The following is a 24,862-nucleotide window of genomic DNA, read 5'->3' as shown; positions in this document are numbered from 1 at the left end:
TCTCAAGAATGCAACAGTAGGAAGAAAACTACAGCTTTGACGGAGAATGGTGGTGGGTCATTGCTTCTACTTGCGCCACCAATTGGGGGGTGACGCCCATCTCCTCGACATGGCGATCGCTCAGGGAGGGGATCACGGGAGTCGTTGCGATCGCTTGGTTTTGACTACGCCACGCTTCAAAATCCTCTGGAGTATGCACGATCACCTGCGTGCGCATGGCACCGTGGTAGCCACCACAGAGTTCAGCACAGACGACGGGGTATGTCCCGACCTTGGTAGCCTTAAAGCGCAGTTCAGTGGGCACACCCGGAATCGCATCCTGCTTCAAGCGAAACTGCGGCACCCAAAAGGAATGGATCACATCCCGTGCGGAGAGGTTCAATTGGACATCCTTGCCCACTGGGATATGCAATTCGCCGGAGACAATGCCACTGTCGGGGTAGGTGAAAATCCATGCATACTGCATACCCGCCACATCCACCACTACGTCTGGGGCTTTGCCTTGAACATCGGGGCTGGCACCAATGCCAATTTCAGGGGTTGGCGCTGCTGCTAAAAGGGCAGTTGCATCGCTGGTGGTTTTTGAGGGGGCTTCGGCAACAACCGCCACTGCTGGTTTAGGGGTGTGCATGGAGTGCAGAGCATGATCCCCCGGATTCAGTCCCCCCATGCGCTGGAAAATATCCACGCTGTAGATACCAAGGAAAATCACAATCAGGGCAGGAATGGCCGTCCAGAAGGCCTCTAGGGGTAAGTTGCCCTCTATGGGTAGGCCATCCCCTTCCTCACCGGCACGGCGGCGATAGCGAATCACAAAGAGGATGATCGCACCCTGTACCACCAAAAAGAGAGCGGTACCAATTGTGAGCATAATGTCAAAGAAGTTATCCACCAAGGGAGCCTGCTCAGAGGCCTGTTCCGGCAGGAGGCCATGGTGATGACCAACCCAGAAGCTAATCAGGGTAACAACAATGCCAGCGGTGAGTGTCCAAATTGAAGCGGGTATTTGTTCCATGGTGCCAAAGCGTCCAGAAAATCCCACCCTGATCCTAGGCAGATTCCCCAAGGATGTGGGTTAAAAGAACCTAAAGATTTATGTTGATTTATTCACTATCCTTAAAGCAGCTTGGGGACAGAATCATCTGTTTTTGCGTCCTAGGTTAGAGATAGCCCACCGAAACTGAAGGCTGTGCTGGAGGAAAATAGATGCTGAGTGTGTTGCCTTGGGTTGGCCTCTCATTAGCCACTCTTCAGTACTCGACCCATAGAGTGGATCAAACGCAGGTATATATGGTGGCTGCGCCGATGGCGGATTATCGGGTGGTCATGACAGAACCTGCCCCCAATGGCCAAGATACCTATTTAGAAACGACAGCGGCTTTTGCGCGGCGGACGGGAGCTGTGGCAGCGATGAATACGAATTTCTTCCGCTGGTTAAATGCGAATTCCCTGCGTTCCTTTCAGGACTATCAGAAATGGGTTATGGGGGAATTAAAGCCTGAGGGTATTGACTATGGGGCACTACGGCAGACCTGCTTAAGCGGTCGAGGCACGATTCCAGCGGGGGTTCTCGGAGCCTACATCGTGAATGGTCAGGTGGTGCGTCCCTATGAGGGGGGCTATTTAGCGATTGTGCATTTCCCGGCTCAAGGGGGGATGGAGTTTTACCGAGGCAGCTTACCTGCGCAGCCGTTTCATGTGGTGAGTGGCTCGCAGCAGCTTTTAGAGGGCGGCAGGAAGCTACCTGTGGATGACAGCGATCGCACTTCTCCTAAGGCGATTCTCGGCAGACGGGGCAATGAATATATTTTCGTCGTCAGCGATGGGCGGGGCAATGGTGGTTCGCCGGGGCTCTCCTTTCCACAGCTTCAGGCGTTTTTACTGGAGCAGGGCGTCACTGATGCAACGGCGGTGGATGGTGGCGAATCGACGACGTTGGTGGTGCAGGGACAAGTAAAAAATCATCCCCGCGATCGCTATTGCGAACTGGCGCGTTGGCTACCCGCTCCCACCCTCACGTTTATTCCTCCTAGAGAAGAGGCTCGCGAAGCGGCGATGGCCATGGGGCGATCGCTCAGACCGGTCGGGGCAAATATCGGCTTAGTCCCACGAGAGCAATCCCGAGGCGTCCTTTCCTTTGCGTTTTGGGAACGCCTTCAGCAGCGGCTACTGACGCGACTCCGAGCTTGGCGACACTGGGTCTAATAGCAGCGAAGCCAGATTTTGTTAAAATCCTAGTGTTCACTTTGACCTGCAAGCAACAGCCATGATTCATTCTGCGTACCCTCTACTGTTGACCATTACCCCTTCTCTTAAAGGTTTCTTTATTGGGCTATTGTCCGGCGCGGTGGTGCTGGGTTTAACCTTCGCTGCTTTGATCACCATTAGTCAAATTGATAAAGTGCAGCGTTCTTCATAGGCAGCCAAGCAGCTGGTGGGCTTTGCAATCATCGCTAAAATAGAGTCATGGCCATAGCGCTGTGACTCTGTCTTTTATTTTGCCCCTTCAATCAACCGGTTAAATGACGTATCTTTCCTTTTCCCCCCTCCTTGGTCAAATTGTTAATGTCGGGCTTGGGCCTGCTGGTATTTTGGGCATTGGCCTAGCGGTTGCGGGGGCGCTCCTCTATTTTCTGCGCTCGGTTCAGCCAGAGTTAGCGCGAGATCACGATATTTTCTTCGCCGCAGTGGCTCTTCTGTGCGGTGGGATTCTCTTTTTCCAAGGGTGGCGCCTCGATCCAATTCTGCTCTTTGGCCAGTTTCTACTAACAGGCACCGCTGCCTTTTTTGCCTACGAGAGTATTCGGCTACGACGGGTGGCCACCGAGCAGGCGCGGCGAAATACCCCGATTGTGGATGAAGAGCGACCCGTGAGCCGTAGCTACACCTATCGAGCGGAGCTGGAGGAACTCGAACCCTACGAGGATGAAGAGGAAGAGGAGGAGGATTACCCACCCCTGCGGCGAATTCGGGGCAGTCGTGAGGTGTCGCGATCGCGCTATGAAGACGAGGATGTAGAGGATACCCCCCCGGTCGGACGTTTACCCTCACGCCGCAGTAGCCCACCCCCTAGCCGCCCCAGTGTTCGGCGTCCCCCTTCAAGGCGTCCGCGACCGACCCCACCACCGGCAGATGAGATTGTCGATGAACCCTATCGTCCACCAACACCGACAACCCGCCGGCCAACCCGCCGACCGCCGCCGCCGATTACGGAAACTGCGGAAGTGAGCGATCGCCCTGTGCGACGGCGACCCCCCCGCCCCCGTCCGGAAGGCACAACGGATGGCAGTGAATATGTGCCCTATCAACCCTTGGATCGTCCTCCCACTGACGAGCAAGATAACTCCGCCAATTTTGATGAATAGACCTTAATGGCAAACGAGTCGCAAAGGCAGTGAATGATGCGTCGCTCTTTTTTGGTTTCAGTTCTTGGCTTGGCAGTGATCTGTGGGGGGATACAGGAGCAGACTTGGGCGGCTCCCCTCGCGCAAGCCACTCCGGCTGCTCTGCCAGAATCGTTGCAATCCCTCGTTAACGGGTTGGATACAGCAGCCAGTCAAAAGAATCTAGAGGCAGTGCTAGCCTTTTATGACCCTGAGTTCAAAACAGGGGACGGCCTCACCCTTGAAATCTTGCGCAAACAACTGCCGACGTTTTGGCAACCCTACCGTGACATCCGCTACCGCACGACGGTGAACCGTTGGCAACAGCAGGGAAATGAGTGGATTCTAGAGATTAGTACAACCATTGAGGGAACCGGCGGCACGAGCGATCGCCCGCAAAACATTCGTGGCAACCTGCAAGCCACCCAAGTCATCCGCAACGGCAAAATCATCCGCCAAGACATTACCAGCGAAAAAACTACGATCACGATTGGTGCGACACCGCCTACGGTGCAATTCTCCCTCCCCCAAGCCGTGCGTGCGGGTGAAGAGTTTAGCCTTGATGCGATTGTGCAAGAACCCATTGGCAATGCCATTCTCCTTGGCGCCGCCAGCGATCAGCCCATCAACGCCCAAACCTACGCCAATCCTAGCCCCGTCAAATTGGAACTCCTCTCTGCGGGCGGGATTTTTAAGGTGGGACGTGCGCCTCAAGAAGCCGGTAATCGCTGGGTCTCTGTGGCCTTAATTCGCGATACGGGCATGGTTCTGATTACACAGCGACTGCGAGTGGAAAAACCATGAGTGAGTCTGAGTCAACCCCCGTAGAGGAACCTGCTGAAAGCCCTGCGGTAACTCTTGAGGTGGAGCAAAGCACACCCATTGTCAGCGGCCTTGCTTTAGAACACTGTGGAGGGCGCTACCGACTCACGTTGCCGGCCGATTTAGACTGGATTGACCTGTGGCCGCAGTTGCAACTTTACCTTGTCGGTCAAGAACACCTCTGGTCAGAGACCTTACCCGTAGATTGTGCCTGCGGACAGCGGCTTTTAGATCAGTCACAGCTTCAACAGTTGGCCGAGGCTCTCAGCGAGCATCAGTTGCGACTGGACAAGATTATTACCGAACGCCGCCAGACGGCGATCGCTGCCGCTACCCTTGGCTACAGTGTCCAGCAGGGGGAACTGCCACCCTTAATTGCAAAAGAGACTGAGGGGGACTCAGACCCCATGGCCAACCCCCTTTACTTGAAAACAACCCTGCGATCAGGCATGGAAATTCACCATGACGCCACTGTGGTGATTGTTGGCGATGTCAATGCAGGAGCCAGTATCATTGCTGCCGGCGATATTATCGTCTGGGGGCGATTACGCGGTATCGCCCACGCCGGTGCCAAGGGCAATCGGGGGGCACGGATTATGACCCTTGAAATGGCAGCCACACAGTTACGGATTGCTGATCTGTTGGCACGTACCCCAGAGCCGCCAAACCCGCCTTATCCAGAGGTGGCCTACGCCACAGACCAAGGGATTCAGATTGCCCCCGCCGATACTTGGGGGCGAGCCTTCGCCGTATCCGAGGCACCTTGAGATAATCTATTCTAGTAAGCCAATTCCTAGGGAGTTCAATGGGGCGCACGATTGTCATTACCTCGGGCAAAGGGGGCGTGGGGAAAACAACCGCCAGTGCCAATATTGGTGTGGCTTTGGCCAAATTGGGGCGATCGGTGGTGCTCATTGACGCCGACTTTGGCTTGCGTAACCTTGACCTACTACTCGGCTTGGAAAATCGCGTGGTTTACACCGCCATTGATGTGCTGACTGGGCAGTGTCGCTTGGATCAAGCCCTTGTGCGCGATAAACGCCTGAATAGGCTGGTGTTGCTGCCCGCAGCCCAAAGCCGCAATAAGGATGCCATTACCCCAGAACAGATGCGACAGTTAGCCTCAGCCCTGAGCAAGCACTATGATTACGTGCTCATTGATTGTCCAGCGGGGATCGAGGCGGGATTTCGCAATGCCATTGCCCCTGCGCAGGAAGCCTTGGTGGTGACCACGCCAGAAATTGCCGCTGTACGGGATGCCGATCGCGTGATTGGCCTGCTGGAGGCCTACCGCATTCGCAATAGCCATCTCATTTTGAATCGCTTACGCCCCGCCATGGTGGCTGCCAACGATATGATGTCCGTTGAAGATGTCCAAGAAATTCTTTCCATTCCCCTGATTGGCATTGTCCCCGAGGATGAGAAGGTGATTGTTTCCACCAACAAAGGGGAACCCTTGGTCTTGGCAGAGTCGCTGTCCCTAGCGGGGCAGGCCTTTATGAATATTGCCCGTCGCTTGGAGGGGGAAAAGGTTGAGTTTCTTGATTTAGAGGCGGCAAGCGGTGGACTCTTTGGTCGCATTCGACGCTTGTTTGGGGCAAAGGGATGATCAGTGAACTTTTAGAGCGGCTGTTTACCCGTACTCCCCCCAGTCGCACCACTGCCAAGGAGCGTTTAAAGTTAGTTCTTGCCCACGATCGCACGGCCCTGACACCGCAAATTTTGGACAATCTGCGGCGCGATATTTTAGAGGTGGTCTCCCGCTATGTGGAGCTAGAAACGGAGGGGCTAGCGGTTTCCCTAGAGTCGGATCAGCGGACAACGGCTTTGATTGCCAATTTACCGATTAAACGGCTGAAACTGTCTCCAGAGGATGTTCCGCCCCCCGAAAATTCGCCAGCAGAGGACGAGGCAGAAGAAAATTGAGTACCGTTGCAGTTGGCATAGCAGCGATCGCCAGCGCCGCGATCCTGGCACAGGCACCTTGGGCGGCTGTTTTAATCGCCCGTTTAGGATCAGGTTGGCGACGACCGACTCCCTTAACCCCCCAGCCCTCCCGCCCAGAGAACTTAGCCAAAGTCTCAATTGTTGTCCCCACCCTCAATGAGGCACAGCGGTTGCAACCCTGTTTAGAGGGCTTAATGCGTCAAGGCTATGAGGTGCGGGAAATTCTGATTGTTGATAGTCATTCCCAAGATGGCACGGCTGAAATCGTGCACGCGGCACAACACCGCGATCCGCGTCTGCGACTGGAGTTTGATCCCCCCTTACCGCCGGGGTGGGTGGGGCGGCCTTGGGCTTTACATACGGGCTTTTGTCGTGCCCATCCCGATAGTGAGTGGATTTTGGGCATTGATGCGGATACCCAACCGCAACCCGGCCTTGTAGCTAGTCTTTTGGCGACAGCAGAGCAGGAGCAACTGGATCTGATTTCTCTCTCGCCTCGCTTTATCCTCAAGACCGGCGGTGAATGGTGGCTGCAACCGGCGTTGCTCTTGACGCTGATCTACCGCTTTGGCGCAGCGCGCGCTGTGGAAACTCAGCCGGAGCGGATTCTGGCCAATGGTCAGTGCCTACTCATTCGGCGATCGCGCCTCGAGGCAATGGGCGGCTACCAGGTTGCCGCTTCCTCCTTTTGTGATGATGTAACGTTAGTGCGGGCGGCAGCAGCTAGGGGAGCACGGGTGGCCTTTCGCGATGGCTCCAAGGTGCTCAAGGTGCGGATGTATGAGGGCATGGCGGAAACATGGCGAGAATGGGGGCGATCGCTGGATCTCAAGGATGCCACCCCAGCCGCCCAGCTCTGGGGCGATGCCTATTTCCTCTGGGCAGTACAGGGATTACCGTTGCCCCTGTTGATTTTGGGCTTGATGGCACTGGCAATGACTACTCCCAGCCTTCCTTTAGAGATGGCGACACTGCTCAATGGCTTGCTGGTGCTGATCCGCTGCGGCATGACACTGGCGATCGCCCCTGTCTATGATTGGCAGACGGGTCAAGGGCACTGGCTCTTTTGGCTGTCTCCCCTTGCGGATCCCCTCGCCGCCCTGCGAATTACCCTCTCCTCTTGGCAACGCCCTAAGCAGTGGCGAGGACGCATTTATCCTGCCAAGACTCAGACTTTGGTTTAAGTCTTTATCTTTATGACACTTGCCGTTGCTCAATGATTAGTCTCGACGTGAAAACTCCACTTGTAACTGCTGCCCAAGAGGCACTTGCCCCAACGTTTAACGAAATTGATGGCCGCGTTAAGGAAAATTTGGATCGGGTTCTAGGGGCGTTTCGGCAGCAGCGGCTGGGGGTGCATCACTTCAGTAGCATGACGGGCTATGGTCATGGCGACCTAGGGCGTGAGGTGCTGGATCGCGTTTTTGCGCAGGTGATGGGGGCTGAGGCGGCCTTGGTGCGGGTGCAATTTGTTTCTGGTACCCACGCGATCGCCACGGCGCTATTTGGTGTGCTGCGCCCTGGGGATGAACTGGTGTCCCTTGCCGGTGCCCCCTACGACACCCTAGAAGAGGTGATTGGCCTGCGGGGTCATGGCCAAGGTTCCCTCAAGGACTTTGGGATTCACTATCGCGAAATTCCCCTCCTGAGTACGGGCGAACCGGATTGGGGGGCGATCGCCACCTGTGTCCAACCTCAAACCCGCATGGTGCTCATTCAACGCTCCTGTGGCTATACATGGCGGCCGAGCCTCAGCCTTGAGGACATTGGCAAAATGATCCAACTGATCAAGGGGCAAAATCCCAATGTGGTTTGTTTTGTGGATAATTGCTACGGCGAATTTGTCGAGACCCAAGAACCGCCCCATGTTGGCGCCGATTTGATTGCGGGTTCTCTGATTAAAAATCCCGGCGGCACGATCGCCACCGCGGGGGGCTACTTAGCAGGACGCGCTGATCTCATTGAGCAAGCCAGTTATCGCCTTACGGCACCGGGGATTGGCCACGAAGGGGGTGCCACATTTGATCAACATCGTCTGCTCTTTCAAGGGCTGTTCTTAGCACCGCAAATGGTCGGCGAAGCCCTCAAGTGCGCCCATCTCTTGGCCTATGTCTTTGACCAATTGGGTTATCCCGTCAACCCCGCCCCCCTTGCCCCCCGCCGCGATGTCATTCAAGCGATCCAATTGGGCAGTCCTGAAAAGCTGATTGCCTTTTGCCGTACGTTGCAACGTTACTCCCCGGTGGGTTCCTATCTTGATCCTGTACCTGCGCCCATGCCCGGCTATGCCGATGATCTAGTGATGGCTGGGGGCACGTTTATTGACGGCAGCACGTCGGAACTGTCTGCCGATGGCCCTTTGCGTCCACCCTATATTGTCTTTTGTCAGGGGGGAACCCACTGGACCCATATGGCCTTGATTTTAGAGGCTCTCCTAGAGGATCAGGCTTTTTGAGGCCAGCCGTAGGCTTGGGCAACCGCTTCCCATTGGCACAAAATGCTCTGCTCAAAGGCGTCCTGCCACGTGGGGCACGTTGCTTGGGTGATCTGGTGTGCCTGTGTTCCCATCCGCTGGCGATAGTGGGCATCATCTAACAGCGGGGTAATGGCGGCTGCCCAATCTTGGGGGTCGCGACTGTAAACCACCACCCCATCCTCCCCTGAGGTTTGGACATATTTGCGCCCGCCATCAAACCCAGAAATGACAACGGGTAATCCTGCCGCTCGTGCTTCCACCACCACATTGGGCCCTGTTTCCGACTCTGAGGGAAAGACGAATAGATCACTGCTGGCATAAATTGCCCCTAATTTTTCCTGGGGTACCTTGCCTGTGAGGGTGACGCGATCGCCCAAAAGGTCTTTGACAAGGGTAGCCTGTGCCCCTTCGCCAACAATCAACACATGGAATGCCTTTCCTTGATTGGTTAACACTTGAGCTGCCTGCGCTAACAGGAGCACATTTTTACTGGCATCTACCCGACCGACAAAAAGCGCGATCGGCACCTCTGGCAGGTGATACTCCTCCCGTAGCCATTGGGGATTGCGAAATCGCGGATGAAAGCGATCGCGATCGATGCCCCGCTGAAACCACGCCACCCGCTCAGGGGGCAAAAACGTGAGCAGCCAATCGGCATCCTGCTGCCGCGAGACCAAGACGCGATCGCTAGCACGCATAAAGCCCGCTAATTTACGTTCGGCTCGGTAACCAAACCACTGATCCACTTGTAATTTCTCCAGCCATAGCCACCGCCAAAATTCTCGCCCCCAACTGCGGCCACTCATGCGCCAAATAATTTCCCGCGAATAGGTGCGGGTCAATAAGGGCAAATCCGTGTGAATCGAACTGAGGAGAGGACGATGGTACTGGCGACAAAAGCGGCGCACCGTTTGAGCAAAGCTAAAAGTATCCGTAATGTGAAACACCTGATGTTGGGGTAAATAACGGCGCAATCCCCAATGCAAGGGAGCTACATCGGTCACGCCTGCCCCTTGGCGCATAATTTCCAGTGAGTGCGTGCTGAACTGGGGCGGTAGCAATTGGTAGCGAACATTGGCTGCTACCTCTAGGGTTTGCTGTTTGGCACCAAGGAAGTAAATGGTCAGGTCAACGCAGTCTGGGTAGTGGCTGGCAGCTTCCGCAAAACGTTCCCAACATTTGACGTGTCCCCCGGCATTGGGTTGCCATTCTAGGCAAATAAAGACAGCAACAGATAGTGGTTGTGGCAATCCAGACTCCTCAAGGTTGCGTTTTGCTAAAGATTAACTGAATATCGCATTTAGAGTCATTCACAGTGAGCAATAATGGGCTACCGTAATCGCGCGATCGCCATTCTCTTAGCCTTGGCCGGCATCTTTCTCCCCGGACTCCATAAGTTTTATTTGCGCCAACCCCTGTGGGGTGGCGTTTACCTCATGCTGGGGCTACTCTTTTCGACGGTGCCCTACGGTTCTCTGGGTAGCATTGCTCGCATTGCCTGTGTGATTGAGGCCGTGTGGTATTTGTTTCAGGGAGCCGATGCCTTTGATGCCACCTTCAATCCTGAGATTAGTGCCGTCGTTCCGAAGCTCCCTGCGTCTCGTCTTGAGGAAGCGAATTAATACCGCCAGTAGCGACGACCCTGCCAAAAAATCCCCACGGCTGTGCCAATCAGGAACACCTCTGTGAGTGGAAAAAATAGGGGGCGCAGTCCCAAGGTACCGCTAAAAAAGCTCAAGAACACACTGGCCATTAGGACACACAGAAATAACGCCCAGAGGGTGCCGCTATAGATCGGCGCTGGGTTAAACCACACCTCCAAAGAGATCACTGCCACCATTCCAAGGCCAATGCTCAGACCAAGGCGGACTAACAGACCCAAAGGAGGCTGAAGTAGGATGATCAACGCCTCGCCGACAGATGCGACGGCACCGGCAATATAGTAAAGCCCCGTATCAAACAGCGCTGCAAGCAGGGCAACAAGAAGACCTGTGGGCACCAGCGATCGCCAAGGCAGTGCCTTAAACTGTTGCCAAGGATCGGACACAAGCAAGACTCACAATAAGTATGTGGGTAGAACCTAGGGCATAGGTAAATCGCCGAGGCTCATTTCCAGTTCCATGCGCTGTTCTATCTGGCGCAGAAAATACCCCGTCATCATGGCTGAGGCCAATAACCCCGCAAGGTTGTCGCGATCGGTGGCAATTTGGACATTAAAATCCTCGGAGGGAAGGCCGCCCACGAGACCTTGGACATTCTGGCTGATAATTTGGCGAATTTCTGGACTGACGGAACGGGCAATACGGGTCAAAACTTCTGGCGATTGGCTTTGCAGGTACTTCAGGAGCAGATTGGGCTGCCCATCATCCGTAGAAGACTGGTAGAAATTAGCGTTTCCGGGATCAAAAACCATAGGCAGTGCTCGTTAGTTATGTTAACTATATGTTACCAAACCAAAATGCGCTACTAGAGCGAAGACTCCCGTGCTACCTGCTCTACCTGTAGAATAGACCTCAGCACTCGGTGAGACTGAATACACAAGGATTCTTGCATGACCGCCCTCGATCAGCTTCAGCCTGCCAACCCCCGGGAAGTCAATATCTTTGCCCCCTATATGCGTGCTGAGAAACGTCCGCTGCTGCCCTTGGGCATCGCCCTCTACCGTTTGGGGAAGTTGGAGGGACAACGGGGGATTGAAGGCGGTAACAATGTTGATTTTATTGCCACATGGACAATCGCCAATTTGCCGGCGGATTTATCCCGTTGTACGGTGACCTTTGATAATTCGCCTGATCTCCAGTACGAAATGTCCATCACCACGTTTGAACTGGTGGATCATCTCATTGATGTAATTATTAACTATAAAAAACATCGTATTGCCGATTTTTCAAAAGCGTTTTATCGTAAGCTGTTACGGCTTGACTAAGGATAGCGTGTTCAGGGTTGGGGTTGTGGGAGGAGTAACTAAACGGTGGCGAAGCATTTATTAATTGGTTCCATTGTGCCCTATAGCGGTAAGTCGGCAACGGTTTTAGGCTTGGCCAAGCTCTGTCGCGATCGCCATCTGCGCATTGCCTATGGTAAGCCCTTGGGCACCTACCAACCCGCTACCGAGAGTGAAGACACTGAAGCCGATGTCAGTTTTTTACAGCAAACCCTCAACCTAGAGAATGTGCGACCCACATTGCTCACGCTGACGCCAGAAGTGATCAAGGCACGGCTGATGGGCACAGATCAGCAGGATTATCGCCAAGCCCTAGCAGCCTATCACACTATCAATAGTGAAGACTTGGTGCTTCTCGAAGGGCCAGCCACATTAGCCGAGGGGCGGCTGTTTGATTTGGGGTTAGCTCAGATGGCAGCGGTGTTGGATGCACCCATTTTACTGGTGGTGCGCTACGAGTCCCCCTTGGTGGTGGAATCGCTCCTCCTCGCCAAGTCGGAATTGGGCGATCGCCTATTGGGGGTGATCATCAACGATATTCCCCAACCCGAGGCCCAACCCTTGCCTGCCATTCGCCACTATCTGGAGACCCATCAGATCCCCGTTTTTGGGATGTTGCCCCGCAGTCAGCTGCTGCGCAGTGTCAGTGTCAGGGAATTGGTACGCCAGTTAAATGCGGAAGTGTTGTGCCGCCCGGATCGCTTGGATTTGCTGGTAGAAGAACTCACCATTGGGGCAATGAACGTCAGTGCTGCCTTGAAGTATTTCCGTAAAGCAAACAATATGGCGGTGATTACCGGGGGCGATCGCACCGATATTCAATGGGCGGCCTTGGAGACCTCCACCCACTGTCTGATCCTCACGGGGCATTTGCCGCCTTCCCCTGCGATTCTTGCCCGTGCCGAAGAGTTGGAAATTCCCATTCTCTCGGTGGACTTAGACACCCTAACAGCCGTGGAAATTGTGGATCGTGCCTTTGGTCAGGTGCGCCTCCATGAAATCGCTAAAGTCAAATGCGTCGAACAAATGATGCAGGAGCATGTGGAGGGCGATCGCCTGTTAGCACAACTGGGACTCTTGACCGTTGAGGCCTAGCGCTGGAAGGTTAAGGCAAAAATCAGGACTTGGGTCGGCGTCTTGCCATCAAAGTTGTTGTCGCCAATGATGTAGAGCGATCGCGCCCCATCGGCCAAGGGGGGACCCAAGCTCATCCCCTCCAAATTGGTCAAGGGAATCCCCAGCGTCTTGAAATCCAAAATCAGCCGTTTCTGCACAGGGCGGAGAGTGCGCAGATCAACCGGTAACGTGGCCATGCCAAGGGTATCTGTCGCCCCCGCTAGGGATACTTCAAAGAGCTTGATGCCATGCCCTGCTCCCGGACTATAGGTGCGCTCCAAGCTCAGAAAATGGCCACCATTGTCAAGGGCAAGTAGCTCCACGAGGCCATTAAACACGGCCTCTGAGGGTTCCAAGGGATAGAGATGCTCCGCCACCAACACAGGGGCAACATCCCCCCGCAGGTAATGGAGCAGGCGGCAGTAAATGGGGATATTGGGGCGGACATCTTGGGCAAGGGCCGATTCAACGCCGACAAACAGGCGATCGCCCGCCGGCGAAAGCGTCAGTGCCTCAAAACCAAGATTATTGCGAATGCCCTGCTGACCATTGGCGAGATAGTACTTGGGCATAGGGAGAGCTGCAATGGTTCGTCCATTCGCGCGCTCAAACTCTTTGATCCAAGGGGGGCTAGCCGTGGCCGTTACCCCTTCACTGCTAATTACAAGGTGCCCCTCAGGCGTCAGCGCAATCCCCTCAGTGTCGGCAGTGTTGGGCGGATACACCTCACCATTAGGCTGCTGGAGAAAGGTTACGTCCTTGGGGGTAATGGTTTCGGGAGTGATTTCGAGGGTGTAAAACCGAGGTTGCTGGCGATCGTCACTAATGGCATAGAACTGCTGTTGACGCGGATCGTAGATCAAACCCGACAGCCCCCCCACCTCGGTATTCTGCCACTGGCTGCCAACAGCTAATTGCACTTCGCCACGAAATTCCACCCCGACATTCAGAAACAGGCGCTCCTCTGCTCGCACTTGAGGCAGGGCACATCCCCACAGGAAGCCAAGGAGCAGAATTGCCGTTAGCAGGTGTCGCCAGGGCATGGGTGTGTCTTAGCGGTTGCGGTTTGTGCCTTGACCGCCCCCCTGTTGATTTGGGCGCTGGGGAGACGCGGGTTGATTCGCTTGATTGGGTCGCTGGGCATTATTGCCACCGCTCTGTTGCACGGCAAACTGAATCGCCTCAGGGGTTTGTACCAGTTGAATTTGACCCGCCACAGGATCGTTGGTGCTCAACATGGTTGCCACCAAATTATCCAGCATGACGACGCGAATCCCGGTATCCTTGGCCAGTTCAGGACGCTGCTGGCGGGCTTGATCCACTTCCCGTTGGAGTTGGGTTTTATCAAAGTAAAAGGGAATAAACCGCTGGGTGCGGGTCTGGCCGTTTTCGCGCATTTGGGCTTCAATGGCAATGGGGTTGCCTGTTTTGCTATCTGCTAGGAAAAAGAGGGGGGTACCGCCCATGAACGGCCTACCATCCTTGGTGAGAATTTTGCCATCGCGTTCCACTAGATCGCCACTTTGTTTGAGCAGATTCACCGCTGCTTCCAGTTGTGGTCTGGAGGGGATAATGTCCACACCAATGGCAGGATTTTTTTGGCTTTCGAGGGCAATTTTCACCGCCCCACTGAGAGCGGCTGCCGAGACCCGCGCCACGCGACCCACATCCGGTTGCTGGGTTTTAATGGTGTTCAGGGCAGTTTGGGCATCCTGCTGATTGACAAAGAAGGTAAAAACTTGAATTTTCTTGCTTTGATCTTGGGGATTGGGCATCTCAAAGGTCAGCGGTTCCCCCTTATCATTGGTGATCATAAAAATGGGCACATTGTTGAGGATGCGCAACACTTGTTCTTCGGGCAAGGCAGTGGCAATGTCATAGCGGCTGATGGCGGGTGCTAGCCATAGGCTACTCACTAACCCTGCCAAAACACCCAAGTGTGCCAATCTTTTCATACAGTCTCCTAATTCATGCTTGATTGCAGTCGGTTAACTCTCCCAATCCCATTCTTCACGTGTGGAGAGAGGGGCGATCGCCCTGTAGTACCTAACTCACACCAAAACTTATGCACGTAACAAGTGAGTATTTTTACATATGAAGTACTCCCTTTGCTTTCCCACCCTAAGCCAATTTGACGCAAGGGACAAGGGGCAAGTTTCTAAAGTCGATGGGGAACTAGCGTTCAGTATCTAGGGAGCCTATACTGGTGCTGCTTTGGAACCAGCCCTTGCGCCAGAAAAAGAAAAATAAACTGCCCGCCACGGTAAGCATGACCGCCCAGCAGGCTGGATAGCCCCAATACCACTCCAGTTCAGGCATATTCCAAGGGGAGGTATCGGGATCAAAGTTCATGCCATAGATACCGACAATAAAGGTCAGCGGTATGAAAATGGTCGAAATGATCGTCAGAATTTTCATAATTTCGTTCATTTTATTGCCAACGGAAGAAAGATACACATCCATCAAACTGGCCGCCAGTTCACGGTAGGTTTCCACCATATCTAGCACTTGAATGGCATGGTCATAGCAATCTCGTAGGTAGATGCGCACTTCCTCGGAGAGAAGGGGGCTGGGATCGCGAATCATGGCATTGATGGCATCCCGTTGTGGCCAAATGGCACGGCGCAGCGCCAGTAATTCGCGGCGCACTTGGTGGACTTCTTCGAGAATGGCGCGACTAGGACGGGTAACTACGGCATCTTCTAATTCCTCAATGCGCTCGCCGTAGTCTTCTAGAACCGGGTAAAAGCCATCAATAATGGCATCCAAAAGGGCATAGGCTAAATAATCCGGGCCATAGCGACGAATGATGCCGCGACTGGTGCGAATCCGCTGCCGAACCATGTCAAAACAATCCCGTTCGGGTTCTTCTTGTACTGTGAGCAAGAAATGCGGCCCCAAGACAAAGCTCACTTGTTCAGTATAAAAGCCGTGTTCATTTTCCTTGGGGGTGACCATGCGGGTAATCAGCACAAGGTAATCGTCATGATCCTCAACTTTGGGGCGCTGGGGGACATTGACAATATCTTCAAGGACAATGGGGTGCAGGTGAAAAACTTGGCCAAGTCGCCGCATCACGTCTTCATCGCCAATCCCTTGAACATCTATCCAACTGACGGAGGGACTGCTGAGGTAGGGGCCACATTCTTCCGGCGTTTCTAAAACGCGACGGCTGGCCTGATCCGGCTGATAGTCAATGAGAATAATTGTCGGCGGTGGCGCATCGGCCTCAATACTGAGGGTACCGGGCATGGCGCCGGGTTCATCAAAGAAGTAATCTTCGAGATAGTTATCTTCTTCCTCGGCGGGGGGTGTGGGGTCTGGCGGGGCAGCACTACGGAAAAAGTGAAAGGGTTTTCTGGCCATAAAAGGGGAAATCGACAGAGTGCAAACGGGCTAACTAGAAACCTAGGGCAAATGGGGCGGCAACGTCCCAAAATCGCCTGAAAAGTTAAGATTTTTAAGTGTAGTGGCATTCACGGTGGGAGCGGTGTGGTGAATTCTCAAGTTTCGAGAACCTCAGTGCCAACTTGGGTGGCCATTGCCCAACTGTTGCGGTGGCATAAGCCTGCGGGTCGTTTGATTCTCCTCATTCCGGCGCTGTGGTCCTTAACTTTGGCGAGTGAGGGCTTGCCGTCGTTGCAGTTGCTGCTGATTATCACGGTGGGGGCGATCGCCACCAGTGCGGCGGGCTGCATTGTCAATGACTGCTGGGACCGCAATATTGACCCCCATGTGCAGCGGACTCAAAACCGCCCCCTAGCCAGTCGCCGCCTTTCCCTCAGTGTGGCCTTGGGCTTGATGGTGATTGCCTTCCTCTGTGCTTGGGGATTGACGTTTTACCTCACTCCCTTGGGGTATTGGCTGGCGGTGGCCGCAGTGCCGGTGATTCTGCTCTATCCCTTGGCGAAGCGAGTCTTTCCCATTCCGCAACTCGTTTTGGCAGTGGCTTGGGGGTTTGCTGTCCTCATTCCTTGGGCAGCGGTACAGGGACGCTTAACCTTGACCACCGCGTGGTTGTGGGCGGCAGTGGTGATGTGGACATTGGCCTTTGATACGGTGTATGCCATGCCCGATCGCCCCGACGATCGCCGACTGGGGGTAAATTCCAGTGCCTTATTTTTCGGTGCCTATGCGCCCTTGGCGATCGCGCTATTTTATGGGCTGACGGTGGTGTTCCTGATCATTGTTGGCTGGAGTGCGGGACTCACTTGGCGATTTTGGCTGGCCTTGGCCGTGACCACCTACTTTTGGCTGCGGCAATCTCTACAAATTTATACCCACGAACGCCGTGACACCCAAACCACAACGCTCCCCATTCAGACCTATGGTCGTTACTTCAATGAAAATGTCTGGTTGGGCTTTTTGCTCTGGGTGGGGATGTGGTGCCCTAGGCCTTAGTCAAGAGCTTGGGGGAAACCTGCCACGGCACAATGGCCAGAATATCCACTTGGGCACAATATTTGAGATCGGCTTCATTGCCAAGGTTGAGCAGGCGCTGCCCGTGGCTGGAATGGTGAAAGAGGGTCAATAGATCATCTTGGTAGTAGCGGTACAAAGCAGTGGCAGCAATAGTTTCGTCATTACCCGCAAGGGCTTCGAGGGGGGCATCCTGCTGACCCCAGAGGTGATGAATCAGCGCGCCAGCACAGACGGTATCTTCGAGGGAATAGCTACCTTCCCAGCCCGAACCAACAATCCAGATGGTTTCCGGTTGATGTTTTTGGACAAACTCGGCAACGGCAGCACGGTTGACAAGGGCGGCGGCAAGAACGAGGGGACTGGCTTGAATTCGCTCAAGGGAACGGGTGCCATTGGTGGTGCTCATAAAGAGGCGACATCCTTTTACCCGCTCTGGCAAGCATTCAGCAGGAGAGTTGCCCATGTCAAAGCCAGCAACTTTTTTCCCACCCCGTTCACCAACGCGAATCCGCTTGGCTGCCGGCCACTGCTGACTCACTTGTTCTAGCTCTGCTAGATCACTAAAGACTTGAACGGCTTCTGCCCCAGCCGCAAGAGCAGTGGCGATCGTAGTGGTTGCCCGCAGGACATCAACAGCAATGGCACAGTCGGGTTGCCAGTCGGCTGGTACACGCTCTGGTGTGTGGTAGGTATAGATTTTCATAAATGGAAGGGGAGCTTGGCTACGATGATCCTTGATACATAAAGTATGTCACCATTGGGATCACTGTAGCGGCGATTAGCAGGGCAACGACGATAATTGTGGCGGAGCGATCGTCGGTTTCCTCTTTGCTCTTGTAGGTTTTCTCGACAACCACTTCGCGTACTACGGGCGGGCCTGGATCCGGTTCGCCTTTGAGGACTTTCGCAAGACGATCGACGGTGTCAAGGACTGATTGATTGTAGTTGCCATCCCGTAGGGGCACCCGCATCGTTTCTTGGACAATACTTTCGGCAGTTTCAGGATTCAAGCGTTCGGCCACGGCCTCGCCATAGTGAATCGCTGTGCCATTGGTAACGGTATCGAGGGCAATGATCACCTGATTGGCTTGGGACTCAGGATCGGGAAACCACTGGTTAAAGAGGTCATCCACAAAGCTCTGGGGGGTTTCACCATAGTCGAGGCGGTGCAGTGTAACTACATGAACATTGATGCCCGCTGCCTCGGAGAGGTCTTGGAGCGATCGCCCGACACTGCCTTGGGTGACGACACTAAGCACATTACCTTCATCAACGACCCCGGCCGCTGTTTCCGGCAAAGGGATATCGATCGCGCTGGTTGCCCAGACGGGGGTGACCCACAACGTACTAGCGAGTAGTGCCAGCAAAAGATAGCGAATGCCGTTTTTCCAAGCCACTTGCCAATGCATCTGTGCTTAATCCTGTATCTCTCAATGCAATTTTCTCAGATGTTGCTTGCAAAAATAAATTTTCTTCTAACAAATCTTAAAACGATGGCCAGAAAATTGCTTTACCAAGGAGCGCCCACGAGTGTAAAGCCTGCCCAAAAATAAGGTGCTTGGAATCTTGAATATCTCAGAAGGTGTAATTGAGCCTTTTGCAGAGCAGCAACTTTACTAGCAGTGTGGTGCAGATGGCTATAGAAGTGTTCCATGAGTTCTAGGGTACCCGCATCACTCACTTGCCAGAGGCTAGCGACGGCACTTTTGGCACCCGATTGAAGGGCAAGACCCGCAAAGCCTAACTCCGCGCGATCGTCTCCCAGAGCGGTTTGACAGGCACTCAAAACCAGCAGTTCGAGAGGGGGTTGCTCTAGATTAAGTTGGGGGAGGTTTTGCAGCGTGACTGTTTCACTGCCCCACAGTTGAATAAAGGACTCTTGGGCTTGCCCGGGGCGAAACAAGGCATGGGTAGCCAGATGAACGATGGAATAGTTACCCTGCTGCCGTTGTTGCGTTAGGTTGGCAACAGTAAAGTCACGATTGAGGAAGGTGGATCCGCCCCAGAGTTGTTGGATGGCACTTAATTCTTGGGGGACTGCCGGCAGTGGACTGAGGCGATCGAATTCTGAAGCCCCCATTGCCAAGACCGTGGCATTTTTGAGGGGAGCATAGTCAGTTTTGATCAGGTTAAACGCTGGAATTAAGGCAACACCGTACTTTTCTATCAGAAATTGACCGGTACTGCGGTCTCGGAGAGCCGCCCAAGGGAGCGATCGCAGGCCTGCTCCAACACAAATGAGCAAGGTGTCAATCCGATCAGCCCTGAGTTTGGCTTCTAAGGGCGCAATTAACCAGTCATAAAGCTGCTCACTACTGCCAAAGGAGGCAGATAAAAACTGTTGGCGTGGATCCGCCACTGAGCGGCGAAAGTCTTGAACCGTAGCCATCAGATCAGCTTGCGACACCGCTGGCACAGTCAGCAACAGTGGCTCTCCCTGTAGAGAGGTAACTAAGAGCTTAATCTCGTTGGCCGTTGGTACCAAGTGCAAAAGAGCTGTGCGCCGACCCGTACGCTTGGACATTTGCCTGAGAATGCGCTGAATGGCAGAGGGATTGAGTCGCCGACTAGTAAATTGATTTTGAAAATAAACTTCATATTCCCGTTGCCAAGTGGCCTCGCGACCTGTGAGAAATTCCCCTGCACCAGCGGGTAAGGCACTTTGAGCAATGGACTGAAGAGACAGCACCAACACCAGAGCAATACAGATTCGGAGGAGGTATCGGTGCATCTTTAGTGTTCCAAGAAAGTGTTGTCGCTCTAGCCAAGCTATATCTTAGCCAATGCACCATTCAAGTGTTTTTTCAGAGGAGAGACAGTGACTGCCAATGCAGAATTCAACACTGGACGATAGACATTGAGCCAGCGAGTAATGGTGGACTCGTTGCGATGGAGCAACTAGGCAATTTGTGGACGGCTTTTGGATGGATAGTCCCCTCGTTTAAGACCTATAAGCTTAATGTTACAAAGAGCTGGCAAAAATCATTTTTCCTTGGCATAGCTATAGGCTCGATGCCACGCTTTTGCCTGACTAGGGCGGGTGATCCGCATCCAGTGACGACTCAGGGGAGGCGAGATGAGAGTGTGCAGAAGCAGCCACAGGGTTTGTAATTCACTGGGGGCTTTTTGCCATTGCCAACGGTTGGGTTCACAAAAAAGTAAGGTGACCAATTGGCGGTATTGAGCCAAGGTCAGGGGGTCAAAGTAAATCTCTAGGGTCGTTGGATTGGGCATATCAACAACTTGGCCGCTGAGGTCAATGCCTGCCTCCAAAAGCCGACAGGTGAGGGGTACACCCATTGCGGAGGGGGGGAGGGGTTGATGCAGATGCACGATCGCCCCCCCTTCAGAAAGGCGAATTGTCGTGCCCCACAGGGCAGTGGTTTGATCCCAAGCGAGATGGAGTTCAACGGTTTGCTGGACATTGAGCCAATCATAGGGATCGGGGCGGGGGCGTTCGATGAGGCTGTAGAGGGCAAGGGCGAGAATTACCAGATTGTAGAGGTTCCAGACCCAAGCCAATAGTAGCCCCTTGGTGTGTAATGCCTGCCAATTTAATACAGCAGCCGCCACAGAGAGAAGAAAAAGCACGAGGAGCGGTGTCGCTAGGTGCCACTGAAAATGGTAGCGATCGCGATAACTCCCCTTGGGAGTCACCCAAAAGCCGCGACCAAAGGGACGCAACAACGTGTCAATCACTGTCAATGTCAACGGCACACATTGAAGAACCGCATAAATATCAGATACCAAGGCAGAGCGACTTTGACCATTGAGCCAGCGGAATGTACTCAACAGCAGCCAGTAGTAGGGCACAAAATAGTAAAGCCACTGCCGCAGGGTGGTTTCAAGGGGGACGACACCCCAAAAGGCGGCAATCAAGGGCAACAGCAGCAACAGCAAACGCATGGGACTGTGAAACCATTGCGTGATCCCCTCTAGGTGGGCAAGGCGCTGAAGCCCAGTGAGATTGGGTACCCGCAGTGGACTTGCCACAATGAATAATCCTTGGAGGGTGCCCCGTGCCCAGCGTTGACGTTGACGAATATGCGCCGTCATGTCCTCTGCACACAAGCCTGCACTGAGACTTTCATTCAGGTAAATCAACCGATGACCTGCTGCCGCCAATTGAATTCCTGTGTAGTAGTCCTCGCTGAGGGATTCAGTAACAAAGCCGCCAATGGCCTCGAGGGCCGATCGCCGCACCACAAAGGAACTGCCGTAGCACAGCGCTGTTTCAATGCCATCCCGCAGGACTTGATAATGACGGGAGAAGATTTCCACCTCTTGGGGTAGGTGATCCTCGAGGCCAAGGTTACGGGCAATGGGATCGGGATTGTAAAAGCTCTGGTAGGTTTGGACAAGGCCAATATCAGCGGTCTGGAAAAAGCCCACAGTGCGGGTGAGAAAATTTCGAGTGGGAACAAAGTCAGCATCAAAGACCGCAATCAGTTCACCCTTGGTCTGCGTAAGGGCATGGTTCAGGTTGCCCGCTTTGGCATGGCGATTGTCTGGACGGCTGAGGTACTCACAGCCCAGTTCACAGGCCAATTCCCGTAGGGCAGGGCGACGGGTATCGTCAAGAACATAGATACGTTTGTGGGGATAGTCGAGGGCTTGGCAGCCAACAATCGTGCGTCGCAAAATCGTCAGGGGTTCATTGTAGGTCGGAATAAAAATATCCACCCAAGGCTGATAGTGGCCACTTTTGACCGCAAGGGCAGCAGCATCGGCTTCAGGGCGACGGTTTTTAATGTGCAAGAGGAGGTAGAGTTGCAGGCCATAGCCCGCCATCATAAAACCTTCAATCGCCAGTAGGAGTAGGCTAAAGGTGGCCTCTAGGGGAGTGCGTAGATTGAGGGTAGCCAGCGATCGCCACAGCAGATAATGCAGCATCACGGCCATTAAACTGCCAACGGCAATGACCCGCGCCCACTGCTGCTGCACTTTCCCCCAGCGCAAAACAATACTGCTGAGAAGCACGATCAAGCACAATGGCCAAAAAATCCACGGCTTGTCCAAGTGTTCAATGGCGAGCCAAGGAGGGACAGGGGGCATCGCTGGAGCCTCAAGCAACTGAATAGTAATGTAACGAAATGTAAACCAACCATTGGACAGGGACAATATTTCCAAGGTTCCCCGCAGTAGCGATCGATCGCCCCCAGCCGTATGTCAGGATCAAAATCACCAAATGCTGATCTAATGCTGATCTAATACTATGACCGATGCCCAAGAGGGGACAAAGCTACCCCCCTTTATTTTTCACAACCAATTCCAAGGCTGGATGGAAGTCTATGCGCCCGTTCAACGCTACGAGACCTATTTGAACAATCACCAAGAATGGTTTCACCGCTGCGCCCATCCCATGAAAACAGAACCTGTGGGCAAGCATGGCTACATTCTCACCATTGGCCGCTATGGTTCCCATGGCTATGAAGTGGAACCCAAAATTGGACTGCACCTACTGCCCCAAGAGCAGGGGGTCTATCGCATTGAAACAATTCCTGTGCCCGAACAGCCGTTTTTGAACTATGAGGTGAATTTTCAAGCGGCCATGGCCTTGGTACCGATGCGAGCCACCCCTGAGACGGATAGCGACCTGTTGGCGCTGAATGTCATTGATTACACGCGGGTCAATTGGGAACTGGATTTGCGGGTGGAAATGTACTTTCCGCGGTTTATCTACCGTTTGCCCCATGGCCTGATTCAAGGGACAGGCAATCGTGTCTTGGCTCAAATTGTCCGCCAAGTGTCCTACCGCCTCACGGCAAAGGTGCAGGATGATTTCCACAAAACCATTGGCCTCGATTTGGGCAAACGCTGGCGCCGCAAACGGTTCCATGCTGAGCGGGTGCGCACCCTTACCCCTGCGCCAGTGCCTGATACGCCTGACGAGCCTGAGCCACCTGCTGCTTGAGCATTGTGACATCCGTACCCAGTTGACTGCCCATACCAATGGCGATCGCCCCTGCTTTCCAGAGGGGTACCACATCCCCCCAACCAATACCGCCACAGGGAATGAGGGGAATCTCGCCAAACAAGGGTCGCAAGGCGCGTAAATAGCTCGCCCCCCCCACCGCCATCACTGGAAAAACCTTCACTGCCGTTGCCCCGGCTTGCCAAGCGTGGAGAATTTCCGTTGGCGTTAATGCCCCCAAAATCAGAGGACAATTGGCCGCCTTTGCGAGGGGCACCACCTCTAGGGCTGTATGGGGGGTCACTAAAAATTGTGCGCCAGCAGCGATCGCTCCTTTAACCATTTCTGGGTTTTGCAGGCTCGCAGCGCCAATGGTGCAGTGGGGAGCGTCTTGACGGAGTTGTTGCAAGACGCCAGCAGCATCGGGGGTTGTCCAAGTCACCTCTAGGCAGGTGAAGCCCGCTTGGATACAGACTTGAGCGCGGGCGATCGCTGCAGTAGGATGAGCAGCACGCACCACTGCAATCAAAGGCAGGCCTTGCAAAAACGCTAACTGCTGCGGCTTGGGCATAGCGTCATAACCATTGAGCAGGGGGGTGGGAGGGCAGTGATAAGATGAAAACTCCGCCTACCCCTAAACTACGGTATATTGGCAATACCCTTGTGAGTCTCAAATGGGTGATAGCGTTAAAGTCCTGAGTGAAAATCGCCAAGCGCGCTTCCAATACGAAATTCTGGAAACCTATGAATGTGGTCTCGTGTTACTTGGCACTGAGGTCAAATCCATTCGGGCTGGCAAGGTGAATTTACGGGATGGCTTTGCCCGCATCCGCAATGGTGAAGTTTGGTTGATGAATGTGCACATTTCGCCCCATGAGAGCACTAACCAATCCTACAACCATGACCCCCTGCGCGATCGCAAGCTCCTTCTCCACAAACAGGAAATTCGCAAGCTAGTGGGCAAGGTGGAACAAAAGGGGCTAACCCTTGTGCCCCTGAAGCTTTACCTAAAAAATGGGCGGGTCAAGGTTTCCCTAGGGCTAGCCCGTGGTAAGAAGCTCCACGACAAACGCCAAGACCTCAAGCAGCGCCAAGATAAACGGGAGATGGAGCGGGCAATGAAGCAGCGGTAAACCTAGCTTTGGGGAGTGGGTATGGGATCAATGTTGGTTTCCGTGCCGATGGGCGTTGCAGGGGCAGGGATACTCCCGGTTGCTGCTTCCCAAGAGTCATTGGTGAAATACACATGACCCAGCACTTGCCCCTCATAGGTGCGCCGCGTTAGCCGCCAAGTGGGTTCCAGATGAAACTTGAGAAATTGCCCTTCCTGCATACCGTGGGTGCGGCCAATGACCATACGCGGGCCACCGCGATTGCTACTGCCAACAAGGAGTAACTCGCCATCCCCCTGTTCAATGCGCAGACCATACTGCAACCCTAAATCCTGTTGCGCCACCCGAATCGAGTAGCCATTGCTATCCGTAGCCCGCCCACAAATGCCCGTAAAGTCAAACGTCGTCAACAGTGGGTCAATCACCACGGGGTTGCTGCCCGACTCACTCCAGCAGGGACGAGTATCCTTAATTTGCTCCACCACTAAGAGGCGATAGCCACCGCGGGCAAGGGGCACAGCCATCACCACATAGCGGCTTTGATCCACTTCCGTTTGTGTAAACATATTGGCTTGGGCAGGTCGAGGGGCAATTGTTCCCAAACAGGCCACCGTCAGTAAGCTCAGGCCAAATTTTTGCCAGTATTTCATAGGGACACTCCTCAGCAGAACTTCGAGGTTTTGACAGTTAAATGGATTCTACTGTTCCTCTACGATCCACGCCGAT

28 protein-coding genes are annotated in these 24,862 nt (G+C 54.0%); 15 read left to right on the top strand and 13 right to left on the bottom strand.

Annotated features, from left to right (window positions below; all coding sequences use genetic code 11):
• Positions 1–28: 28 nt before the first annotated feature.
• Positions 29–1,015, bottom strand: a complete 987-nt coding sequence (locus tag RHH81_RS06785) for a cytochrome c oxidase subunit II (RefSeq protein ID WP_310438328.1) — start codon at positions 1,013–1,015, stop codon at positions 29–31.
• A gap of 191 nt (positions 1,016–1,206) precedes the next feature.
• Here RHH81_RS06785 and RHH81_RS06780 point away from each other — a divergent pair, with 191 nt between their 5' ends.
• The 9 genes from RHH81_RS06780 to RHH81_RS06740 all read left to right on the top strand — a co-directional run bounded on the left by RHH81_RS06780 (position 1,207) and on the right by RHH81_RS06740 (position 8,607).
• Positions 1,207–2,205, top strand: a complete 999-nt coding sequence (locus RHH81_RS06780; RefSeq protein WP_310744272.1) for a phosphodiester glycosidase family protein — start codon at positions 1,207–1,209, stop codon at positions 2,203–2,205.
• A gap of 61 nt (positions 2,206–2,266) precedes the next feature.
• On the top strand, positions 2,267–2,419 hold the full coding sequence (locus RHH81_RS06775) for a photosystem II reaction center X protein (RefSeq protein WP_149818106.1): 153 nt from the start codon (positions 2,267–2,269) through the stop codon (positions 2,417–2,419).
• A gap of 103 nt (positions 2,420–2,522) precedes the next feature.
• Entirely contained in the window at positions 2,523–3,365 is an 843-nt protein-coding gene (locus RHH81_RS06770) for a Ycf66 family protein (RefSeq protein WP_310742798.1), read from the top strand.
• A 33-nt stretch (positions 3,366–3,398) separates the two neighbouring features.
• Positions 3,399–4,187, top strand: coding sequence for a nuclear transport factor 2 family protein (locus RHH81_RS06765; protein ID WP_226971996.1), 789 nt, complete (start codon positions 3,399–3,401; stop codon positions 4,185–4,187).
• The gene (gene minC, locus RHH81_RS06760) at positions 4,184–4,972 is read left to right on the top strand and encodes a septum site-determining protein MinC (RefSeq protein WP_206199513.1); all 789 of its coding nucleotides are present in this window, start codon (positions 4,184–4,186) and stop codon (positions 4,970–4,972) included. Before RHH81_RS06765 ends, minC begins: the two co-directional genes overlap by 4 nt.
• Before the next feature lie 38 nt (positions 4,973–5,010).
• Positions 5,011–5,814, top strand: a complete 804-nt coding sequence (gene minD, locus RHH81_RS06755) for a septum site-determining protein MinD (RefSeq protein ID WP_206199512.1) — start codon at positions 5,011–5,013, stop codon at positions 5,812–5,814.
• On the top strand, positions 5,811–6,131 hold the full coding sequence (gene minE, locus RHH81_RS06750; RefSeq protein WP_206199511.1) for a cell division topological specificity factor MinE: 321 nt from the start codon (positions 5,811–5,813) through the stop codon (positions 6,129–6,131). Before minD ends, minE begins: the two co-directional genes overlap by 4 nt.
• Complete coding sequence (gene cruG / locus RHH81_RS06745) at positions 6,128–7,336, top strand: 2'-O-glycosyltransferase CruG (RefSeq protein ID WP_310453552.1); 1,209 nt, start codon at positions 6,128–6,130, stop codon at positions 7,334–7,336. The genes minE and cruG overlap by 4 nt, the downstream gene beginning before the upstream one ends.
• Positions 7,337–7,383: 47 nt before the next feature.
• Positions 7,384–8,607 (top strand): methionine gamma-lyase family protein, encoded by a 1,224-nt coding sequence (locus tag RHH81_RS06740; RefSeq protein ID WP_255521428.1) that lies wholly within the window; start codon positions 7,384–7,386, stop codon positions 8,605–8,607.
• Here the strand turns inward: RHH81_RS06740 and RHH81_RS06735 are convergent.
• Entirely contained in the window at positions 8,595–9,878 is a 1,284-nt protein-coding gene (locus RHH81_RS06735; RefSeq protein WP_310742797.1) for a glycosyltransferase, read from the bottom strand. The two genes, RHH81_RS06740 and RHH81_RS06735, sit on opposite strands and share 13 nt — an antisense overlap.
• 75 nt (positions 9,879–9,953) lie before the next feature.
• Between RHH81_RS06735 and RHH81_RS06730 the strand changes: the two genes are divergently transcribed.
• Entirely contained in the window at positions 9,954–10,250 is a 297-nt protein-coding gene (locus tag RHH81_RS06730; RefSeq protein ID WP_225901511.1) for a TM2 domain-containing protein, read from the top strand.
• Here the strand turns inward: RHH81_RS06730 and RHH81_RS06725 are convergent.
• Both RHH81_RS06725 and RHH81_RS06720 read right to left on the bottom strand, forming a co-directional pair.
• Entirely contained in the window at positions 10,247–10,675 is a 429-nt protein-coding gene (locus tag RHH81_RS06725) for a hypothetical protein (protein ID WP_206199508.1), read from the bottom strand. The genes RHH81_RS06730 and RHH81_RS06725 overlap by 4 nt on opposite strands.
• Before the next feature lie 33 nt (positions 10,676–10,708).
• Entirely contained in the window at positions 10,709–11,041 is a 333-nt protein-coding gene (locus RHH81_RS06720; RefSeq protein ID WP_206199507.1) for a DUF760 domain-containing protein, read from the bottom strand.
• A gap of 138 nt (positions 11,042–11,179) precedes the next feature.
• Here RHH81_RS06720 and ebsA point away from each other — a divergent pair, with 138 nt between their 5' ends.
• Together ebsA and RHH81_RS06710 are read left to right on the top strand one after the other, a co-directional pair.
• Complete coding sequence (gene ebsA / locus RHH81_RS06715; RefSeq protein ID WP_206199506.1) at positions 11,180–11,554, top strand: type IV pilus biogenesis protein EbsA; 375 nt, start codon at positions 11,180–11,182, stop codon at positions 11,552–11,554.
• 45 nt (positions 11,555–11,599) lie between these two features.
• The gene (locus RHH81_RS06710; RefSeq protein WP_310438334.1) at positions 11,600–12,667 is read left to right on the top strand and encodes a phosphotransacetylase family protein; all 1,068 of its coding nucleotides are present in this window, start codon (positions 11,600–11,602) and stop codon (positions 12,665–12,667) included.
• Here RHH81_RS06710 and RHH81_RS06705 read toward each other — a convergent pair.
• The 3 genes from RHH81_RS06705 to corA all read right to left on the bottom strand — a co-directional run bounded on the left by RHH81_RS06705 (position 12,664) and on the right by corA (position 16,054).
• Entirely contained in the window at positions 12,664–13,731 is a 1,068-nt protein-coding gene (locus RHH81_RS06705) for an esterase-like activity of phytase family protein (RefSeq protein WP_310742796.1), read from the bottom strand. The genes RHH81_RS06710 and RHH81_RS06705 overlap by 4 nt on opposite strands.
• 9 nt (positions 13,732–13,740) lie before the next feature.
• On the bottom strand, positions 13,741–14,643 hold the full coding sequence (locus RHH81_RS06700; protein ID WP_206199503.1) for a Tic22 family protein: 903 nt from the start codon (positions 14,641–14,643) through the stop codon (positions 13,741–13,743).
• 220 nt (positions 14,644–14,863) lie between these two features.
• Positions 14,864–16,054: a magnesium/cobalt transporter CorA gene (gene corA, locus RHH81_RS06695; RefSeq protein WP_206199502.1), complete on the bottom strand. Its 1,191-nt coding sequence runs from the start codon at positions 16,052–16,054 to the stop codon at positions 14,864–14,866.
• Positions 16,055–16,210: 156 nt separating this feature from the next.
• Between corA and RHH81_RS06690 the strand changes: the two genes are divergently transcribed.
• Positions 16,211–17,089, top strand: coding sequence for a 4-hydroxybenzoate solanesyltransferase (locus RHH81_RS06690; protein WP_286668923.1), 879 nt, complete (start codon positions 16,211–16,213; stop codon positions 17,087–17,089).
• On the opposite strand, the gene RHH81_RS06685 is transcribed toward RHH81_RS06690, so the two are convergent.
• The 4 genes from RHH81_RS06685 to RHH81_RS06670 form a co-directional block, all read right to left on the bottom strand.
• Positions 17,079–17,813: a 2-phosphosulfolactate phosphatase family protein gene (locus tag RHH81_RS06685; RefSeq protein WP_149818073.1), complete on the bottom strand. Its 735-nt coding sequence runs from the start codon at positions 17,811–17,813 to the stop codon at positions 17,079–17,081. The two genes, RHH81_RS06690 and RHH81_RS06685, sit on opposite strands and share 11 nt — an antisense overlap.
• A gap of 19 nt (positions 17,814–17,832) precedes the next feature.
• Positions 17,833–18,519, bottom strand: coding sequence for a photosystem II repair protein Psb32 (gene psb32, locus RHH81_RS06680; protein WP_206199501.1), 687 nt, complete (start codon positions 18,517–18,519; stop codon positions 17,833–17,835).
• 101 nt (positions 18,520–18,620) lie between these two features.
• Positions 18,621–19,841: a CHAT domain-containing protein gene (locus RHH81_RS06675; RefSeq protein WP_310742795.1), complete on the bottom strand. Its 1,221-nt coding sequence runs from the start codon at positions 19,839–19,841 to the stop codon at positions 18,621–18,623.
• A gap of 251 nt (positions 19,842–20,092) precedes the next feature.
• Complete coding sequence (locus RHH81_RS06670) at positions 20,093–22,165, bottom strand: glycosyltransferase (RefSeq protein WP_310742794.1); 2,073 nt, start codon at positions 22,163–22,165, stop codon at positions 20,093–20,095.
• A 160-nt stretch (positions 22,166–22,325) separates the two neighbouring features.
• Between RHH81_RS06670 and RHH81_RS06665 the strand changes: the two genes are divergently transcribed.
• Entirely contained in the window at positions 22,326–23,024 is a 699-nt protein-coding gene (locus tag RHH81_RS06665) for a DUF1997 domain-containing protein (RefSeq protein ID WP_206199499.1), read from the top strand.
• Here the strand turns inward: RHH81_RS06665 and RHH81_RS06660 are convergent.
• Positions 22,969–23,595, bottom strand: coding sequence for a bifunctional 4-hydroxy-2-oxoglutarate aldolase/2-dehydro-3-deoxy-phosphogluconate aldolase (locus RHH81_RS06660; RefSeq protein ID WP_206199498.1), 627 nt, complete (start codon positions 23,593–23,595; stop codon positions 22,969–22,971). The genes RHH81_RS06665 and RHH81_RS06660 overlap by 56 nt on opposite strands.
• A gap of 103 nt (positions 23,596–23,698) precedes the next feature.
• Between RHH81_RS06660 and smpB the strand changes: the two genes are divergently transcribed.
• On the top strand, positions 23,699–24,157 hold the full coding sequence (gene smpB, locus RHH81_RS06655) for an SsrA-binding protein SmpB (RefSeq protein WP_206199497.1): 459 nt from the start codon (positions 23,699–23,701) through the stop codon (positions 24,155–24,157).
• A 2-nt stretch (positions 24,158–24,159) separates the two neighbouring features.
• On the opposite strand, the gene RHH81_RS06650 is transcribed toward smpB, so the two are convergent.
• Positions 24,160–24,786, bottom strand: coding sequence for a DUF3747 domain-containing protein (locus tag RHH81_RS06650; RefSeq protein WP_206199496.1), 627 nt, complete (start codon positions 24,784–24,786; stop codon positions 24,160–24,162).
• Between the last annotated feature and the right edge of the window lie 76 nt (positions 24,787–24,862).

Source organism: Thermosynechococcus sp. PKX95 (assembly GCF_031583295.1).
In the GTDB taxonomy this organism is placed as follows: Bacteria; Cyanobacteriota; Cyanobacteriia; order Thermosynechococcales; family Thermosynechococcaceae; genus Thermosynechococcus.
This window is presented reverse-complemented; position numbering and strand designations above follow the sequence as displayed.